Raw genomic sequence first — 18724 nt, 5'->3', positions numbered from 1 at the left:
GGACGGGAACGGCGGACCGCAGGCTCGCCGCGTCACGCGCCGTACTCGGGCGGCGCGCCGGATGCGCGGCGGGGTGCCGCGACCGGTGCAACCGAGTCTAGCAAGCCGAAATGACGGGAAAAATGTGCGCAGGCAGCGCACAGAAATTCGCGGGCGCGGGCAATCGCGACCCGCAACGGGCGGCAGGACCCGGTTACTGCCCGTAAGTGACCGTGAGTTGCGCGGTGCCGATCGCGAGCGTGCCGATCTCGTGCTCGAACATCGGCGCGGGGCGGCCCTGCGAGACGCGCAGGTCGGTGCCTTTCAGCGCGTAGACGGTGATCACGTAGCGATGCGGCTTGCCGGGCGGCGGGCACGGGCCGCCGTAGCCGTCGAGCCCGAAGTCGTTGCGCGCCTCGCTCGCGCCGATGCGGCGCAGGAAGCCGGAGGCGCTGGCGTCGGCCGGCAGGCTCGTGACGGTCGCCGGGATGCCTGCGACGGCCCAGTGCCACCAGCCGTGCCCGGGCGCGTCGGGATCGAAGATCGTGACCGCATAGCCGCGCGTGCCGGGCGGCGGGTTGTGCCATGCGAGTTGCGGCGAGCGGTTCGCGCCCTTGCAGTCGCCGCGATCGAACACGTTCGCGAGCCGCACGCGCGCGCCGGGCGTCAGGTCGTCGCTCGTCACGGTGAACGGGCCTTCGGCACGCGCGGGCAGCGCCGCGAAAACGGCGGCGCACAGGAGGGTGGAGAGAAGAAACGGAGAAGGGCGACCCGATGGCGCAGGCGGAGTGATCCGGCGATCCACACGCATATGGCGCTTCTCCCGTCACGTGGGCCGGGCCGAACCGCCCGGCATTGTTGGCGTTGTATGTTGCCCGCAGCGCTGAGGGCGGCGATGGATCAAGTCTAGCATTAGGGTTCGATGAGCGACGCCCGCCGTCGCGCGCGATTGCGATCGGTCAGCGCGCCGGTCGACGGACGAAAAAAACCGCCTGCGATCAAGCAGGCGGTTTTCCTGGCCAGTGCGCCGGCACACGTGCCGGCGTGGCGTCATTCCTTCGGGGCCGTCGCGCCGCCGTGCGCGGCCGACCATTCGGCCGGTGCGTGCAGGAATTTCTCGACTTCGTCGAGCGTCTTCGTCTCGAAGTAGCCGGACGCCTTCGCGACGCGCAGCACGTCCCACCACGTCGCGAGCGCGTGCAGGTCGACGTCGATGTCCTTCAGGACCGACACGCTTTCCTTGAAGATGTCGTAGTGGAACAGCACGAAGCAGTGGTTCACCGTCGCGCCCGCGGTGCGCAGCGCGTTGACGAAGTTGATCTTGCTGCGGCTGTCGGTGGTCAGGTCTTCCACCAGCAGCACGCGCGAGCCTTCTTCCAGATGGCCTTCGATCTGCGCGTTGCGGCCGAAACCCTTCGGCTTTTTGCGCACGTACTGCATCGGCACCATCATCCGATCCGCGATCCAGGCCGCGAACGGGATGCCGGCCGTCTCGCCGCCCGCCACCGCGTCGATCTGCTCGAAGCCGATGTCGCGCGTGATCGTCGTTTCCGCCATTTCCATCAGCGCACGGCGCACGCGCGGATACGAGATCAGCTTGCGGCAGTCGATATAGACGGGGCTTGCCCAGCCGGACGTGAAGATGAACGGTTTTTCGGCATTGAAGTGCACCGCCTGCACTTCGAGCAGGATTTTGGCGGTCGTATCCGAGATCGACTGACGATCGTAGCCTGTCATGGGCATTCCTTGGGTGATGAGCGAGGAGCGGGCGCGGGCCCGGTGGCGCAGCAAGGGGAACCTGCCCGAAGGGCCGGGGCGCGATCGGCGGACCAATCGCATCGCTGCGCGCGTAGCCCGCTATTTTACCCGATTCAGGCCGGTTTTCGGCGGAATTCGCGCGGGTTCGCCATGCCGCTCACCACCCGCGAAACAAACGGGGCACGACCATCCGATGCTGATGCCGGGGATGCGGCGGTGCACCAACGGAGGTCATTTAGGGGGTGTACACTAGGCGGCCCTAAGAAATCGTTCAGTACTTTGGACCTTCCTCTTGCCATCCGCCAAGGTTCGATGGCGTGCCGATCCGGCGCGTCGCGGGCCGTCTCGCAGTCGACCATCCCCTCGATTCAAGCAGACGCGGCCGAAGGTGCTGTGTACTGAGTCGTCAATATTTCGCATGTCTCTCGCAGGTCAATCATGGACGAACAACTGAAGCAGGCCGCTCTCGCTTATCACCTGAACCCGAAACCCGGCAAGATTTCGGTCACCCCGACCAAGCCGCTGTCGAACCAGCTCGATCTGTCGCTCGCCTATTCGCCCGGCGTCGCCGCTGCGTGCGAGGCGATCCACGCCGATCCGCTCGACGCGCAGAAGTACACGTCGCGCGGCAACCTCGTCGGCGTCATCACGAACGGCACCGCCGTGCTCGGCCTCGGCAACATCGGCCCGCTGGCCGCGAAGCCGGTGATGGAAGGCAAGGGCTGCCTCTTCAAGAAATTCGCGGGCATCGACGTGTTCGACATCGAACTGTCGGAGTCCGACCCCGACAAGCTCGTCGAGGCGATCGCGATGCTCGAGCCAACGCTCGGCGGCATCAACCTCGAGGACATCAAGGCGCCGGAATGCTTCTACATCGAGCAGAAGCTGCGCGAGCGCATGAAGATCCCGGTCTTCCACGACGACCAGCACGGCACCGCGATCATCGCGTCGGCTGCGATCCTGAACGGCCTGAAGGTCGTCGGCAAGAAGCTGTCGGAAGTGAAGCTCGTGTGTTCGGGCGCGGGCGCGGCGGCGATCGCGTGCCTGGACCTGCTGGTGAACCTCGGCCTCACGAAGTCGAACATCCTCGTCGCCGATTCGAAGGGCGTGATCTACGAAGGGCGCGGCAACCTCGATCCGTCGAAGCAGCGCTATGCGGCGAACACCGACGCGCGCACGCTCGCCGACGCGATCGTCGGCGCGGACGTGTTCCTCGGCTGCTCGAGCGCGGGCGTGCTGAAGCAGGACATGGTCAAGACGATGGGCGAGCGCCCGCTGATCCTGGCGCTCGCGAACCCGGAACCGGAAATCCGCCCGGAAGACGCGAAGGCCGTGCGCCCGGACGCGATCGTCGCGACCGGCCGTTCGGACTACCCGAACCAGGTCAACAACGTGCTGTGCTTCCCGTTCATCTTCCGTGGCGCGCTCGACGTCGGCGCGACGACGATCACGGAGGAAATGAAGCTCGCGTGCGTGCGCGCGATCGCCGAGCTGGCCGAGGAAACCGACCAGAGCGAGGAAGTCGCGAAGGCGTATGAAGGCCATTCGCTCGAATTCGGGCCGGACTACCTGATTCCGAAGCCGTTCGACCCGCGCCTGATCATCAAGATCGCGCCGGCCGTGGCGCAAGCCGCGATGGATTCGGGCGTCGCCACGCGCCCGATCCAGGACATGGACGCGTACCGCGAGCAGCTCGGCGCGACCGTCTACCGCACCGGCATGGTGATGCGCCCGGTGTTCGCGGCCGCGAAGCAGAAGGAGGCCCGTATCGTGTTCGCCGAAGGCGAGGACGAGCGCGTGCTGCGCGCTGCACAGTTCGTGCTGCTGGAAAAGATCGCCAAGCCGATCATCGTCGGCCGTCCGTCGGTCGTCGACATGCGCTTGCAGAAGATCGGCTCGAAGCTGAAGGCCGGCGTCGATTTCGAAATCGTCGATCCGGAAGACGATGCGCGCTACCACCGCTACTGGCAGGCGTATCAGGAGATCGGCGCGCGCGACGGCGTGACGCCGGAAGTCGCGAAGGCCGCGATGCGCAAGTTCAACACGCTGATCGGCGCGATGCTCGTCCATCTGGGCGATGCGGACGGGATGATCTGCGGGATGATCGACACGTTCCACAGCCACCTGAAGTTCATCGAGCAGGTGCTGGGCCGCGCGAAGGGCGCCGAGCACTTCGCCGCGATGAACCTGCTGATGCTGCCGGGCCGCAACCTGTTCGTGTGCGACACGTACGTGAACGAACTGCCGAGCGCCGACCAGCTCGCCGACATGACGATCCAGGCCGCGGCCGAGATCGAGCGCTTCGGCATCGCGCCGAAGGCCGCGCTGCTGTCGAACTCGAACTTCGGCAGCGCGCCGTCGGCGTCGTCGCGCCGGATGGCCGAGGCCCGCAAGCTGATCGTCGAACGTGCGCCGAACCTCGAAGTCGACGGCGAAATGCACGGCGACGCGGCACTGTCGGAACTGATCCGCAAGCAGGCGTTCCCGGGCACGACGCTGTCGGGCGAAGCGAACCTGCTGATCATGCCGAACGTCGAAGCGGCGAACATCGCGTACAACCTGCTGAAGATGGTCGGCGGCGAAGGCGTGACGGTCGGCCCGTTCCTGCTCGGCGCGGCCAAGCCGGTCCACATCCTGACGCCGGCCGCGACCGTGCGCCGGATCATCAACATGACGGCCGTTGCCGCCGCGAACGTGAACACGAAGTAAGTCCACGCCCGCGTGTGCCGCGCGTTACTCGCGGCGCAATGAAAAACGCCACGGGACCTGCGTTCCGTGGCGTTTTTTTTCGCGTGAACCGTAAGGGCGACGGTGGCGCGGAAAGGGCGTCCAGACCGCGAACGCCCGCCGCGCGCGCCCTTACGCGACCTGCTGGTGCGACTGCCCGCCTGCCGGCGAACGCCACTTCGCCAGCAGCGTGTCCCACTTCTGCCGCACCGCGCGCAGGTTGTTCTCCTTCACGTGGCCGTAGCCGCGAATGTCGTCCGGCAGCGCCGCGAGTTCGAGTGCGAGCGGGCGGTTGGCCGCGTTCAGCCGGGTCAGCACCTCGTCGATCAGCGTTTCGTACTCGCCGATCAGCGCGCGCTCGGTGCGGCGCTCCGCGGTGCGGCCGAACGGATCGAGCCCCGTGCCGCGCAGGAACTTCGCCTTCGCGAGCAGCCGGAACGCCGACATCATCCACGGGCCGTACGCCTTCTTCACGAGATGGCCGTGGGCGTCCGTCTTCGCGAACAATGGCGGCGCGAGATGGAATTTCAGCTTCCAGTCGCCTTCGAACTGCGCGGTCAGGCGCGCGAGGAACGCGGGGTCGGACTGCAGCCGCGCGACCTCGTACTCGTCCTTGTACGCCATCAGCTTGAACAGGTTGCGCGCGACCGCTTCGGTCAGCGGCTCCTGCACCGTGTCGCCGTCCGCCAGCGCACGCTCGGCGGCGCGCACCTTGTCGACGAAGGCCGCATAGCGCGACGCGTACGCGGCGTTCTGGTACGCGGTGAGGAACTCCACGCGCTTCGCGATCAGCGCGTCGACCGCCTTCTTCGTGTGCAGCGAGATCACCGTGGCGCCTTGCGCGGGGCGGGCGTCGCCGGCCGCGGCCTGCTTCACGCTGGCGAGGTCGTACGCGGCGCGGCGGCCCCAGTCGAACGCCGCGCGGTTCTTCTCGACCGACACCGCGTTCAGCTCGATCGCGCGTTCGAGCGACGCGAGCGTCAGCGGCAGCCAGCCTTTCTGCCACGCGTAGCCGAGCACGAACGGGTTCGTGTAGATCGCGTCGCCGAGCAGCGCGACCGCGAAGCGGTTCGCGTCGATGAAGTCGACCGCAACACCGGCCGCCGCGCGGATGTCGTTCTCGGCGGACAGGCCCGGGAACGCCCAGTTCGGGTTCTTGATGAACTCGGCGGTCGGTGTCTGCGCGCTGTTGACGACCACCCGCGTCGTGTCGTGGCGCATGCGCGACGTGCACTCGTCGCCGGCCGTGACGATCGCATCGCAACCGATCACGAGATCGGCTTCGCCCATCGCGATCCGCGTGGCATGGATGTCGGTCGGCGCGTGCGAGATCTGCACGTGGCTCATCACGGCGCCGCCTTTCTGCGCGAGGCCGGTGACGTCGAGCACGGTCACGCCCTTGTTTTCCAGATGCGCGGCCATCCCGAGCAGCGCGCCGATCGTGACGACGCCCGTGCCGCCCACGCCGGTGACGAGCACGCCGTACGCGCGATCGATCGCCGGCAGCGTCGGTTCCGGAATCGGCGGCAATGCGCTGCCGTCGACCGACACGGCCTTCGGCTTCTTCAGCTGACCGCCCTCGACCGTGACGAAGCTCGGGCAGAACCCCTTCACGCACGAAAAGTCCTTGTTGCAACTCGACTGGTTGATCTGGCGCTTCGTGCCGAATTCGGTTTCCAGCGGCTCGACCGACAGGCAGTTCGACTGCACCGAGCAGTCGCCGCAGCCTTCGCACACCGCGTCGTTGATCACGACGCGTTTCGCCGGGTCCGGATACGTGCCGCGTTTGCGGCGGCGGCGCTTCTCGGTCGCGCAGGTCTGGTCGTAGATCAGGATCGTCGTGCCTTCGATCTCGCGCAGCTCGCGCTGCACGTCGTCGAGCTGGTCGCGATGATGGATCGTCACGCCCGGCGCGAGCAGCGCCTTCTGGCTGTCGTACTTCTCCGGCTCGTCGGTGACGATCACGATCTTCTTCGCGCCTTCGGACGCGAGCTGGTGCGTGATCTGCGGCACCGTCAGCACGCCGTCGACCGGCTGGCCGCCCGTCATCGCCACCGCGTCGTTGTAGAGGATCTTGTAGGTGATGTTCGCCTTCGACGAGATCGCCGCGCGCACGGCCAGCAGGCCCGAATGGAAGTAGGTGCCGTCGCCGAGGTTCGCGAACACGTGCTTTTCGTCGGTGAACGGCGCCTGGCCGATCCACGGCACGCCTTCGCCGCCCATCTGGCTGAAGGTGCTCGTGCTGCGGTCCATCCATACGGTCATGTAGTGGCAGCCGATGCCGGCGATCGCGCGCGAGCCTTCCGGCACGTTGGTCGACGTGTTGTGCGGGCAGCCCGAGCAGAACCACGGCTTGCGCTCGGTCTGCACGTGCGGCTTCGCGAGCGCCATTTCCTTCGCGTTGATCACCGCGAGCCGCGCGGCGATGCGCGCGCGCACGTCGGACGGCAATTCGAACTTCTCGAGCCGCGTCGCGATCGCCTTCGCGATGATCGCCGGCGACAGCTCGTAGTGCGCGGGCAGCAGCCAGTTGCCCATCGGCACCGACCATTCGCCGCCGGCACCATCCTTCTCGTCGAACTTGCCGAACACGCGCGGGCGTTGCGCGTCGGGCCAGTTGTACAGCTCTTCCTTGATCGCGTATTCGAGGATCTGGCGCTTTTCCTCGACCACCAGGATTTCGTCGAGGCCGCGCGCGAACGCCTGCGCGCCCTGCGCTTCGAGCGGCCACACGCAGCCGACCTTGTAGAGCCGGATGCCGATCCGTGCGCAGGTTTCGTCGTCGAGGCCGAGGTCGGTCAGCGCTTGACGCACGTCGAGGTACGCCTTGCCGCCGGTCATGATCCCGAAGCGCGCGTGCGGCGAATCGATCTCGATCCGGTCGAGCTTGTTCGCCCGCACGTAGGCGAGCGCCGCATACCACTTGTAGTCGAGCAGCCGTGCTTCCTGCACGAGCGGCGGATCGGGCCAGCGGATGTTCAGTCCGCCTTCCGGCAGGATGAAATCGGTCGGCAGCACGATCTCGGTGCGATGCGGGTCGATATCGACCGACGCCGACGATTCGACGACGTCCGTCACGCACTTGAGCGCGACCCACAGGCCCGAGTAGCGGCTCATCGCCCAGCCGTGCAGGCCGAAATCGAGATATTCCTGCACGTTCGACGGGAACAGCACCGGCAGCCCGCAGGCCTTGAAGATGTGTTCGGACTGGTGCGCGAGCGTCGACGACTTCGCCGCGTGGTCGTCGCCGGCGAGCACCAGCACGCCGCCGTGCTGCGACGAGCCGGCCGAGTTCGCGTGCTTGAAGACGTCGCCGGTGCGGTCGACGCCCGGGCCCTTGCCGTACCACATGCCGAACACGCCGTCGTATTTCGCGCCGGGGTACAGGTTCACCTGCTGCGAGCCCCACACGGCGGTGGCGGCGAGATCTTCGTTGAGGCCGGGCTGGAACACGATCTGGTGGGCGGCCAGGTGCTGCTTGGCTTTCCAGAGCGACAGATCGAGGCCGCCGAGCGGCGAGCCGCGGTAGCCGGAGATGAAGCCGGCCGTATTGAGACCGGCGGCGCGGTCGCGTTCCTGCTGGAGCATCGGCAGGCGCACGAGGGCCTGGATGCCGCTCATGTACGCGCGGCCGCGCTCCAGTGTGTATTTGTCGTCAAGCGTGACGGACTTCAGCGCGGCTTCTAGCGACGCGCGTTGGTCTGCGTCTAGCGGGGCATTCATTAACTGTCTCCTCCACCCGGTCTGGGATCACCAAAACTTCGGTTGCGTCGGCATCTTTTGGACGCGTCTGCAGTGGCCGGCATGTTCGCCGGTTTTAAGGGATGGTAGCACTGGGGCAAACCCGCCGCCCATCGGTCGCAACGCGGAGAGACGGGCGGCCGCACATTGAGAAACAGGGCGAGATGATGCGTTACATCATGTAAAAGCATGTAAAGCCGCGTTGATCTTCGGGCAAATGCCGTTAATCTTGTCGGCCTGTCGGAGGTGCCCGGCCGCGTGGGTTCGTTCCGACGCAGTCGGGGAGGCGCCGGCAGTTTTACAGGAGGTGCAATGAACACACGTCATATCCAGAGTTTCCTGATCGTGTCCGCCGCGTTTTTCTCGATGACCGGCCCGGTGCACGCGCGAGGCGCGAGCGCACTGGCGGCAGCCGGCGCGCAGATGCAGCAGATCGTGCCGGCTCAAGGCGCGGCGGCCCAGCCGTCGGCCGAGCGTGCCGCCGAATCGAAGGCGAGCGTGCGTTGATGCGATCGCGCGGCCCGCGGGCTGCGCCGGAATATGAAAAGGGCGGGAATCCTCGGATTCCCGCCCTTTTTCTTTGCGCTGCGCGGATGGTGCGGCCGCCCGGGTTGCCCGGCGCCGCCGCCGCGCGGCGGAAAGCGTCAGGCCTTGTCCTGCACGACACCGCGACGGATCTGGTCGAGTTCGATCGATTCGAACAGCGCCTTGAAGTTGCCTTCGCCGAAGCCCTGGTTGCCCTTGCGCTGGATGATCTCGAAGAAGATCGGCCCGATCTGGTTCTCGGTGAAGATCTGCAGCAGCAGGTCGTCGCGCGCGCCGTCGATCAGGATCTTGCGCTTCTTCAGCTCGTCCAGCGATTCGCCGTGGTTCGGCACGCGGCGATCGACCAGCTCGTAATACGTGTCGATCGTGTCGAGCAGCTTCACTTCCTTGCTGCGCAGCCCGTCGACCGCCTGGTAGATGTCGCTCGCGCCGAGCGCGATGTGCTGGATGCCTTCGCCGTGATACGCGTCCAGGTACTCCTGGATCTGGCCGGCCGTGTCCGAGCCTTCCTCGTTGATCGGGATGCGGATCTTGCCGCACGGCGACGTCATCGCCTTCGACTTCACGCCCGTCACCTTGCCTTCGATGTCGAAGTAGCGCACTTCGCGGAAGTTGAACAGGCGCTCGTAGAACTCGGCCCATTCCTGCATGCGGCCGCGATGCACGTTGTGCGTCAGGTGGTCGATATAGGTGAGGCCGTGGCCGACCGGATTCGGGTTCGCGCCGGCAATCGGCTCGAAGTCGACGTCATAGATGCTGATGTCGCCGATCGCGCCCGGCTGCGCGCCGTTCTTGCCGCGCCAGCGGTCGACGAAATAGATCAGCGAATCGCCGATGCCCTTGATCGCCGGGATGTTCAGCTCCATCGGGCCCGTCTTGTTGTCGAAGCCCCATGCGCCGAGTTCGAGCGCACGCTGGTACGCCTTTGCCGCATCCTGCACGCGGAACGCGATCGCGCAGATCGACGGGCCGTGCAGCCGCGCGAAGCGTTGCGCGAACGAATCGGGTTCGGCGTTGATGATGAAGTTGATGTCGCCCTGGCGGTACACCGTCACGTCCTTGTGGCGGTGGCGCGCGATCGCGGTGAAACCCATCCGTTCGAACAGTTGTCCGAGTGCTTTCGGGTCCGGTGCCGTGTATTCGATGAATTCGAAGCCGTCGGTGCCGACGGGGTTATCCCAGGTGGGGATCTGCATGTCGTGTCTCCTGTGCGGGGCGATCGGCCGGGGCGGCATGCGCGTGCCCGGCGGGGTTCGATGTCGACGGCCGCGCCCATGAGCGTGCGCGGCGAGTCGAGACATGCGACAGAGTGTAGCGGGCGGCCGCGAGCGGAAACTTGCGAACTTAATCGCCCGCGCCTACGATGGCGCAATTTCCAGTCTCAAAATAATCAGTGGAGGGCAGAAGATGGCGCAAGCCGAATTGGATGCCATCGATCGGCGAATTCTCGCGATTCTTCAGGAGAACGGGCGCCTGTCGAACCAGGAGATCGCCGAGCGCGTGAACCTGTCGCCGAGCCCGTGCCTGCGGCGAATCCGGCGGCTCGAGGAAATGGGCGTGATCACCGGCTACGTCGCGCTGCTGAATCCGCAGAAGCTCGGGCTCGACCTGCTCGCGTACGTGAGCGTGCGGCTCGAAAAGCGCGGTGGCCTCGCGCCGATGCGGGCCGACGAGACGTCGGCGCGCGCGGGCGCGACCCACGCGGAGCTGTTTCGCGCGGCCGTGCAGACCTGGCCGGAAGTCGTCGCGTGCCATGCGATGACGGGCGACATGGATTACCTGTTGCGCGTGCAGGTCGAGGACATGGCGCATTTCTCCCGCTTCGTGCAGGAGCATCTGCTGCATCACCCGTCGGTGATCGACGTGAAAACGAGCTTCTCGCTGGACTGCTTCAAGGAAACGACGGCGTTGCCGATTCGTTCGGTGCGCTAGCTGGCGCGGCGGGGAAGGAGGGAGCCGGGCGGCCGCAGGGCGGCCCGGCTGGCCGACGTCAGGCCGTCAGCGCGGTGGGTATCAGCGATTCGATGAACTTCGACGTGCGGCGCGCCTGGCGCTTCATCGCGTAGTCGAACACTGCGGCCTGCTCCTGCAGCATCTCGGCGATGATCGTCGAGTGGTCGGCCGGCGGCAGCGACAGGTACGCATCGGCTTCTCCGTACGCGTACTCGATCCGCATCCCGGACTTCTTCGCGATGTGCATCATCGTCGCGTTGCGCGACAGGCAATGCATGTACAGCATCGTCACGTGCGTGTTGCGGCTGCGGATCGCCGCGCGCTCGAACAGCTTCGAGCCGACGCCGCGGCCGCGCGCGCTTTCGAGCACCGACACGCCGAATTCGGCCGTGCGCTTGTCGCCCTCGGCCGGCAGATAGGCCAGATGACCGACGCCGATCAGTTCGAGGTCGTGGTCGAACACGCCGAACACGGTATCTCGACCGAAATCGATCGTGCGGACATAGTTCTCGATCACGTGGTCGGGCACCATCTGGCCGAAGCGCAGCAGGCGGTCCTCTTCGTCGAGCGAGAGAAAGTGGGTGAGCATCTGCTCACGGTCTTTGGAAGCCAGTTCCCTGACGAGAACCGGCGCAGTACCGACCTTGCCGACAGCATCGGCACGGCCGTTGAATTGCGTGTTCATCGTGGGTTCCTCAGTGTGGGCGCACAAGCGGGTTGTGCAATGCAACAGCATTTTACCCGAGCGGGGTTGGGGAAAACCCGTATTTAACGTTGTTTGTGCTGAGGGGGAATTCTAAATCCGCTTAGTTCATTCTATATCTATTTGATTTTAAACGGATTTAAAATTCATCATATGAAATGAGCGGCGGGCGGTCGCACTGTGCCCGGCGCGCAACGCATGCTGCTGCGCGGCAATCAGGCCGCCGTCGACAGCCCGCGCTCGATCAGGTCGATCACCTGTTCGGCGAAGTCGCGGTAGCCGAGGCGCCCGCCCGGCTTCAGCCACGTGAAGGTCCAGTTGATCATCCCGAACACCATCATCGTGACGGAGGTCTGGTTTTCCTTCGAGATGCGGTCGGGGTAGGCGCGCGCGAGCTGCCGCGTGAACGCCGCGACGATGTCGCGCTGGCGATCGAGCACGATTTCGCGCTGCGCGTCCTCCAGATATTTCACGTCGTTGAGCAGCGCGACGTGGCGGCTGTGCGACGTCTCGTACTCGGCGAGGAACGCACGCACGAGTTCGGCGAACGCGTCGCGCTCGCTGAGGCCGCGCCGCTGGCTCGCGCCCTCGACCTCGGCGATGATCAGCATCAGCCGTTTCGTGTAGCGGTCGAGCAGGTCGAACAGGATCGCTTCCTTGCTCTCGTAATAGTGATAGAGCCGCGCCTTCGACGTGCCGCTCGCGGTCGCGAGATCGGACATCGACGTGCTCGGGTAGCTCGTCTGCGCGAATTTCTCGGCGGCCAGGTCGAGGATCTGCTCGCGCTGGGATTCGTGGTCGGGCGCTCGGGTTCGGGCCATGGTCGAATGCGAAAGATTAGCGGTGCGCGGCGGCGCGGGCCGCACGCACCTGCGTGGAAGAGAGGGCGTCGGGCGCGTCGTCCTGCAGCTCGAGCCGGCCGGCTGCCGCGAGTTCGCGGCAGCGCCACCACGCGATCGCGTCGCTGACGAACAGGCCGCCGCGGTCGGCGGCGGCCATGATGCTGCCGACGAGGCGCCGCGCGGGCTGCCAGTCGGCTGCAGTGCGCGCGACGATCAACGCGTCGAGATCGGCGTAGTGGCCGCTCTTGATCGTGTTGCTGACCCAATAACGCAGTTCGGCGTTCAGATGTTTCGCCTCCTGCCATTCGAGCGCGAGGCGGCCGATGCGCAGGACCGAGACCGGCGCGGCCGCCGGCCGCTTGCGCGCCAGTTCCGCGGGCGAGAACATCCCGGTCGAGCACGCCTGGTCGGTGCGCGACAGCGCTGCGCGCGGCGCGGCGTCGAGGTCGGCGGCCGACAGCCGTACCTCGTTCAGGCGTTGCGGCACGTTGCGCAGGTGATAGGCGACGCGGCGCAGCAGCAGCTTGTCGCCGACGCTCGGCGCGTGCCACACGACGACCTGGCCGGCATCCGTCGCGAGCTGGTCGAGGCGTGCGAATTCGGCCTCGATTTCCGCGTTCCAGTCGGGAATCTGTTCGCCGAGCACGTGCTGCCAGAAGGCGGCGCGCGTGTCGGGCGTCTCGTCGACGCCCTTCAGCGGCCCGACGCCGAGATCGTCGAGCAACCCGACGACGCGCTCGTCGCGTCCGGCTTGCGCAAGGGCCTCGCGCAGCGACGCGGCGGCGGTGCCGCCCTGAATCACATGAATGGTACTCATCGGCCTGTCGTCAACAAAAGAAAACCGCCGGCCGGGCGGACGTTGCGATGTCCAGCCGGCCGGCGGCCCCTAGTGTAAGCGAGATGTGTGACGACGAGAAACCGGTGCGTCGCGACGGTCCGACGCCGCTCAACGTTCGTCGAAGCTCACGACGACCTTGTCGCTGATCGGGTGGCACTGGCACGTCAGCACGAAACCGTCCCTGACTTCGTGCTCCTCGAGCGTGTAGTTCTTCTCCATCCGCACTTCGCCCTCGACCACCTTCGCGCGGCAGGTGCAGCACACGCCGCCCTTGCACGCATACGGCAGCGCGAGGCCCGCGCGCAGGCCCACGTCGAGCAGGCTCACGCCTTCGTACGGCAGACGCAGCTTGCGCTTCTTGCCGTCGAGCACGATTTCGAGGTCGGCGGCCGGCGTCTGATCGGTGATCTCGACGACCGGTGCGCCAGCCTGCGGCAGCGGTGTGCCGAAACGCTCGACGTGCACCTTCGCCTGCGGCACGCCGGCCGCTTTCAGCGCGGCTTCGGCGGCGTCCATCATCGGCGCCGGGCCGCAGATGAACGCCTCGTCGATCGCGTCGGCCGGCGTCAGCGTCGCGAGGAATTCCGCGCATTTCGCCTGGTCGAGCACGCCGTTGAACAGCTCGACGTCCTGCAGGTCGTCCGACAGCACGTGATAGAGGACGAAGCGGTTCATGTAGCGGTTCTTCAAGTCCTCGAGCTCTTCCGCGAACATGATCGCGTCGACGCTGCGGTTGCCGTAGATCAGCGTGAACGTGCTGCGCGGCTCGAGCTCGAGCGTCGTCTTCACGATCGCGAGCACCGGCGTGATCCCCGAACCGCCGGAAAACGCGACGTACTGCTTGCCGTGGTCGGCGTTCAGGTGCGTGAAGAAGCGGCCGTCCGGCGTCATCACGTCGATCGTGTGGCCGGGCTTCAGCGTGTCGAACGCGAAGTTCGAGAAGCGGCCGCCGCGCACGCGCTTGATGCCGATGCGCAGTTCGCCGTCGCGGTCATAGTCCGTCGTGCCGACGCAGATCGAATACGAGCGGCGCGTCTCCTCGCCGTCGATGTGGGTCTTCAGCGTGACGAACTGGCCCTGCGTGAAACGGTACGCGTCGCGCAGCTCGGGCGGCACGTCGAACGAGACGGTCACGGCGTCGGCGGTCTCGGGCCGCACGTCGCGGATACGCAGCGGGTGAAATTGCGGGGTCGCCATATTCAGTAGGGTTTGAAGTAGTCGAAGGGTTCGCGGCAGTCGATGCAGCGATACAGCGCCTTGCACGCCGTGGACGCGAATTGCGCGAGACGTTCGGTGCGCGCGGAGCCGCAGCGCGGGCAGGCGGGCGCCGCGACCGGGCGCGGCACGAAGCGCACGACGTTCTCCCGCGGCGCGGCGCTGCCGCACTGGCCGACCGGCGGCGCGATGCCGTAGGCCCGCAGCTTGTCGCGCGCTTCCTGCGTGATCCAGTCGGTCGTCCACGCGGGGGCGAGCACCGTCTCGATCCGGTGCGGCGGCAGATCGGCGGCCTGCAGCGCGGCGGCGATGTCCTCGGCGATCTGCGACATCGCCGGGCAGCCAGAGTAGGTCGGCGTGATCACGACTTCGAGCTGGCCGTCGTCCGCGCGGCGGACGTCGCGCAGGATGCCGAGCTCGCGGATCGACACGACCGGGATCTCCGGATCGGGCACGGCTTCGAGCACGTCCCACGCGCGGGCGAGCAGCGGATCGTCGCGGTGCGCGGCGGGCGCGGCGTAGGCAGGGGCGGCGGTCTGGGCGGACATCGTCGGGCTCCGTGGCGTGGGCCGGTTACCAGCTCGCGCCGGGGTGCTGGCGCGCGAGGCTCTGCATTTCGGCGAGCAGGTAGCCCATGTGTTCCGAGTGCTCGCCCTGCTTGCCGGTCGTCACATGCTTCACGGGCGCAGGCGGCGTGAGCGTGGCTTCGGCGAGTGCGTCTTCCACGTCCGCGCGCCACGCGGCCTCGATCGCGGCCGGTGCGGGGCCGATGCCCGCCGCGACGATCGCGTCGTCGACTTCATCGGCGGCGAAGAATTCGCGCGTGTACGGCATCAGATAGTCGAGCGCGGCCTGCGCGCGGCGGTGCGATTCGTCGGTGCCGTCGCCGAGGCGCACGAGCCATTCGCGCGCATGCTGGACGTGATAGCGGGTTTCCTTCACCGATTTCGCGGCGATCGCGGCCAGTTGCGTGTCGGTCGACGTCTCCAGCGCGCTCCAGACGTGCAGCATCAGCGCCGCGTACAGGAAGTTGCGCACGATCGTCACCGCGTAGTCCTTGTCGGCGTGCGCGGTACCGGAGACGGGGCCATAGTGCGGCAACTCGGCGAGCGTGAAGTTCGCGAATTCGCGCTCGGTGCGGAAGTACGCGTAGTCGTCTTCCGTCTTCGTCGTGCCGGTGAGCTGGCGTTCGAGCTCGGCCGCGTGCGTGTACAGCATGCGCGCCTGGCCGATGAGGTCGAGGCTCATGTTGGTGAGCGCGATGTCCTCCTCGAGGATCGGGCCGTGGCCGCACCATTCGGCGTTGCGCTGACCGAGGATCAGCGCATTGTCCGCGAGGCGCAGCACGTAGGAGAGGTGTTCGGGCGTGATCGTCATGGCGCGGGCGTTACATGTGGTTGACTTCGTCGGGCAGCGTATAGAACGTCGGGTGACGGTAGATCTTGTCGCCCGCTGGCTCGAACAGTTCGGCCTTCTCGGCCGGGTCCGACGCGGTGATCGCCGACGACGGCACCACCCAGATGCTCACGCCTTCCTGGCGACGCGTGTACACGTCGCGCGCCATGCGCAGCGCCATCGTCGCGTCGGCGGCGTGCAGGCTGCCGCAATGCTTGTGGTCGAGGCCCTGCTTGCTGCGCACGAACACTTCCCAGATCGGCCATTCCTTGTTCATCACTTTCTCCAGATTCCTGAATTCGAGGGGTGCCGCTCAGGCGGCGTGCTGTTCGGCGCGGGCGCGGCGCTTCGCTTCGTGCGCGAGCGCGGCTTCGCGCACCCAGGCGCCGTCCTCGTGTGCTTTCACGCGCGTCGCGAGGCGTTCCTTGTTGCACGGGCCGTCGCCGTTGACCACGCGCCAGAATTCGTCCCAGTCGATCGTGCCGTAGTCGTGGTGGCCGCGCGCTTCGTTCCATTTCAGGTCGGGATCGGGCAGCGTCACGCCGAGCACCTTGGCCTGGTCGACCGTCGCGTCGACGAATTTCTGGCGCAGATCGTCGTTCGAGATCCGCTTGATGCCCCATTTCGCGGACTGGCTGCTGTGGACCGAATCGGCGTCGCTCGGGCCGAACATCATCAGCACCGGCCACCACCAGCGGTCGACCGCCTGCTGGACCATCGCGCGTTGCGCGTCGCTGCCCTTCATCATCGACAACAGCGCGTCGAAACCCTGGCGCTGGTGGAACGACTCTTCCTTGCACACGCGGATCATCGCGCGCGCATACGGGCCGTACGTGCAGCGGCACAGCGGGATCTGGTTCATGATCGCGGCGCCGTCGACCAGCCAGCCGATCACGCCGACGTCGGCCCAGGTCGGCGTCGGATAGTTGAAGATGCTCGAGTATTTCGCCTTGCCGGCGTGCAGCGCGTCGATCAGCGAGTCGCGCGATACGCCGAGCGTTTCGGCCGCGCTATACAGATAGAGGCCGTGACCGGCTTCGTCCTGCACCTTCGCGAGCAGGATCGCCTTGCGTTTCAGGCTCGGCGCGCGCGAGATCCAGTTGCCTTCCGGCAGCATGCCGACGACTTCGGAATGCGCGTGCTGCGAGATCTGGCGTACCAGCGTCTTGCGATACGCGTCGGGCATCCAGTCCTGCGGTTCGATCTTGCCGTCCGCGGCCATCACCGCATCGAACCGCGCCTGCTCGGGCGACTCGGCTGCGGCGTCGAGCGGCGCGACGTTGCCGGGGATGTCGAGGGATTGCGTGTACATGGCGAAAGCTCTCGTCCGGTTGAATGTGTGCGAAGTATAAACCAACCGACCGGTCGGTTAATAAATTTCTTGCGGATTTGCAGTGGGATTCGGGTAAACGAGGGAAGTCAGGGTGCGGTCAGGTGGGCGCAGCTACGGCTCCGCACGTGGTCTCGCGTCTTCGGCTTCTGCGGCACAATGCCCGCTTTCCGATGAGGATTTTGCCGATGTCATTTCGAAGCAGTTTCGCCGCGGCCGTGCTGGGTGCGGCCGTTCTCGTGGCGCCGCTTGCGGCGTCGGCCGCACCGGCCGGGTGGGTCGCCGCGTGGGCGACCGCGCTGCAGCCGATTCCCGATCTCGCCGCGCCGCCGCCGCTTTACCGCGCCCCCGACGTGGCCGGGCGGACCGTGCGCCAGATCGTCTACCCGACCGTGTCGGGACGCGCCGCGCGGATTCGCGTGAGCAATGCATACGGTCGCGCACCGCTGGTCGTCGAGGCCGCGAGCCTTGCGCGCGCCGGCGACGGTGCTGCGCTCGCCGGCGGCGCGGCGGTGCCGGTTCGGTTCGGCGGCAAGGCGTCGGTGACGCTCGCACCGGGCGCGGAGCTCGAAAGCGACCCGGTGACGATCGGCGTGACGGCCGCGCAGCCGTATGCGATCAGTCTCCAGATGGGGCCGGACCAGCGGATGACGGTCTGGCATCGCGTATCGAACCAGTTCAATTACGTGTCCGCGCAGGGTGATCACGTAAGCGATCCGGGTGCCGCCGACTTCCGGACCCGTTTTACCCAATATGCGTGGGTGACCGAGCTCGCCGTCGAAGCCGGCTCCGCGCACGCCAGCGTGGCGGCGATCGGCGATTCGATCACCGACGGGCTGCGCTCCAGTGTGAACCGGAACCGCCGCTGGCCGGACGCGCTCGCGCGCCGGCTGACGGCGTCGGGCGTCGATTCGATCGGTGTCGTGAATCTCGGCATCAGCGGGAACCGGCTGCTCAGCGATTCCGCTTGCTACGGCACGTCGCTGGCGTCGCGATTCGAGCGCGATGCGCTGTCGCGCTCCGGGGTGAAGGCGGCGATCGTGCTGATCGGGATCAACGACATCAACTTCGCGGCGATGCCGCCGCGCGCGGGGCTCGATTGCGATCACCCGCATACGCAGGTGACGGCCGCGTCGCTGATCGACGGCTATCGCCGCCTGATCGAGGCGGCGCACCGGCAGGGCGTGAAGGTGTTCGGCGCGACGCTCACGCCAGCGGCGTTGCCGGCCGGACGCGAGGCGATCCGGCTCGAGGTGAACCGGTGGATTCGCAGCGGCGGCGGGTTCGACGGCGTGGTGGACTTCGACGCGGTGTTGCGCGACCCGGAGCGCCCGAGCGTGCTGCAGCGCCGATACGATAGCGGCGACGGTATCCATCCGAGCGATGCGGGCTACACGGCGATGGCCGGCGCGGTGCCGGTCGAGCGACTGCAGGCCGCGGTGGGCGGCAAGTGACGCGCTTCTATATATAGAGGGAAAGGTTGCCGACGGCCTGCGGGCCGACACCGCGACATCGTTCGTCGAGCCCAAAGCCTCCGTGCGCGGCAGCGCACGGAGGCTTTTTCAAACTTTCTTCACAAAGCGCTTGCATGGATGGGGGCGGATGCTTAGAATCACGCCTCTTTCGCGCTAACGGAAACGCGGCGCGGAGGGAAGGGAAGCAGTGCTGTTGAGGTTCGGCGGTAGCGAGCCTTGGCG

At 66.7% G+C, this 18724-nt stretch carries 16 protein-coding genes; 4 read left to right on the top strand and 12 right to left on the bottom strand.

Annotated features, from left to right (window positions below; translation table 11 throughout):
* Nucleotides 1-193 precede the first annotated feature (193 nt).
* Entirely contained in the window at nt 194-790 is a 597-nt protein-coding gene (locus tag BLS50_RS07240) for a YbhB/YbcL family Raf kinase inhibitor-like protein (RefSeq protein ID WP_074801598.1), read from the bottom strand.
* Nucleotides 791-1029: 239 nt separating this feature from the next.
* Nucleotides 1030-1716, bottom strand: coding sequence for an orotate phosphoribosyltransferase (locus BLS50_RS07235; RefSeq protein ID WP_011546659.1), 687 nt, complete (start codon nt 1714-1716; stop codon nt 1030-1032).
* A gap of 459 nt (nt 1717-2175) precedes the next feature.
* Here BLS50_RS07235 and BLS50_RS07230 point away from each other — a divergent pair, with 459 nt between their 5' ends.
* A complete protein-coding gene (locus BLS50_RS07230) occupies nt 2176-4446 on the top strand; it encodes an NADP-dependent malic enzyme (RefSeq protein WP_006477404.1) in 2271 nt (756 codons plus the stop codon).
* A gap of 150 nt (nt 4447-4596) precedes the next feature.
* Here the strand turns inward: BLS50_RS07230 and BLS50_RS07225 are convergent, their stop codons facing one another.
* Nucleotides 4597-8187, bottom strand: a complete 3591-nt coding sequence (locus BLS50_RS07225; RefSeq protein WP_074801595.1) for an indolepyruvate ferredoxin oxidoreductase family protein — start codon at nt 8185-8187, stop codon at nt 4597-4599.
* 330 nt (nt 8188-8517) lie between these two features.
* On the opposite strand from BLS50_RS07225, the gene BLS50_RS07220 reads away from it, so the two are divergent.
* Nucleotides 8518-8712 (top strand): hypothetical protein, encoded by a 195-nt coding sequence (locus BLS50_RS07220; RefSeq protein WP_012327745.1) that lies wholly within the window; start codon nt 8518-8520, stop codon nt 8710-8712.
* 137 nt (nt 8713-8849) lie between these two features.
* Here the strand turns inward: BLS50_RS07220 and hppD are convergent, their stop codons facing one another.
* A complete protein-coding gene (hppD, locus tag BLS50_RS07215; protein WP_006477405.1) occupies nt 8850-9947 on the bottom strand; it encodes a 4-hydroxyphenylpyruvate dioxygenase in 1098 nt (365 codons plus the stop codon).
* A 211-nt stretch (nt 9948-10158) separates the two neighbouring features.
* On the opposite strand from hppD, the gene BLS50_RS07210 reads away from it, so the two are divergent.
* Entirely contained in the window at nt 10159-10683 is a 525-nt protein-coding gene (locus BLS50_RS07210; protein WP_011546655.1) for an Lrp/AsnC family transcriptional regulator, read from the top strand.
* Nucleotides 10684-10741: 58 nt separating this feature from the next.
* On the opposite strand, the gene BLS50_RS07205 is transcribed toward BLS50_RS07210, so the two are convergent.
* The 8 genes from BLS50_RS07205 to paaA all read right to left on the bottom strand — a co-directional run bounded on the left by BLS50_RS07205 (nt 10742) and on the right by paaA (nt 17009).
* Nucleotides 10742-11389: a GNAT family N-acetyltransferase gene (locus BLS50_RS07205; protein WP_074801592.1), complete on the bottom strand. Its 648-nt coding sequence runs from the start codon at nt 11387-11389 to the stop codon at nt 10742-10744.
* Nucleotides 11390-11622: 233 nt separating this feature from the next.
* Nucleotides 11623-12228 (bottom strand): TetR/AcrR family transcriptional regulator, encoded by a 606-nt coding sequence (locus BLS50_RS07200; RefSeq protein ID WP_006482923.1) that lies wholly within the window; start codon nt 12226-12228, stop codon nt 11623-11625.
* A 16-nt stretch (nt 12229-12244) separates the two neighbouring features.
* Nucleotides 12245-13066, bottom strand: a complete 822-nt coding sequence (locus tag BLS50_RS07195) for a DUF1835 domain-containing protein (protein WP_074801589.1) — start codon at nt 13064-13066, stop codon at nt 12245-12247.
* A gap of 129 nt (nt 13067-13195) precedes the next feature.
* Nucleotides 13196-14284 carry a 1,2-phenylacetyl-CoA epoxidase subunit PaaE gene (gene paaE / locus BLS50_RS07190; protein WP_074801586.1) on the bottom strand — a complete coding sequence of 363 codons (1089 nt, stop codon included), beginning with the start codon at nt 14282-14284 and terminating at the stop codon, nt 13196-13198.
* A gap of 2 nt (nt 14285-14286) precedes the next feature.
* The gene (gene paaD / locus BLS50_RS07185; protein WP_027806703.1) at nt 14287-14850 is read right to left on the bottom strand and encodes a 1,2-phenylacetyl-CoA epoxidase subunit PaaD; all 564 of its coding nucleotides are present in this window, start codon (nt 14848-14850) and stop codon (nt 14287-14289) included.
* Nucleotides 14851-14875: 25 nt separating this feature from the next.
* Nucleotides 14876-15679, bottom strand: coding sequence for a 1,2-phenylacetyl-CoA epoxidase subunit PaaC (gene paaC / locus BLS50_RS07180; protein ID WP_074801583.1), 804 nt, complete (start codon nt 15677-15679; stop codon nt 14876-14878).
* A gap of 10 nt (nt 15680-15689) precedes the next feature.
* Nucleotides 15690-15974, bottom strand: coding sequence for a 1,2-phenylacetyl-CoA epoxidase subunit PaaB (gene paaB, locus BLS50_RS07175; RefSeq protein WP_011546649.1), 285 nt, complete (start codon nt 15972-15974; stop codon nt 15690-15692).
* A gap of 36 nt (nt 15975-16010) precedes the next feature.
* Nucleotides 16011-17009 (bottom strand): 1,2-phenylacetyl-CoA epoxidase subunit PaaA, encoded by a 999-nt coding sequence (gene paaA / locus BLS50_RS07170; RefSeq protein WP_006477414.1) that lies wholly within the window; start codon nt 17007-17009, stop codon nt 16011-16013.
* Nucleotides 17010-17215: 206 nt separating this feature from the next.
* On the opposite strand from paaA, the gene BLS50_RS07165 reads away from it, so the two are divergent.
* Complete coding sequence (locus BLS50_RS07165) at nt 17216-18481, top strand: SGNH/GDSL hydrolase family protein (RefSeq protein WP_074801581.1); 1266 nt, start codon at nt 17216-17218, stop codon at nt 18479-18481.
* Nucleotides 18482-18724 lie beyond the last annotated feature (243 nt).

Origin of the sequence: Burkholderia orbicola (genome assembly GCF_900100915.1) — a bacterium.
GTDB lineage: Bacteria > Pseudomonadota > Gammaproteobacteria > Burkholderiales > Burkholderiaceae > Burkholderia > Burkholderia orbicola.
This window is presented reverse-complemented; position numbering and strand designations above follow the sequence as displayed.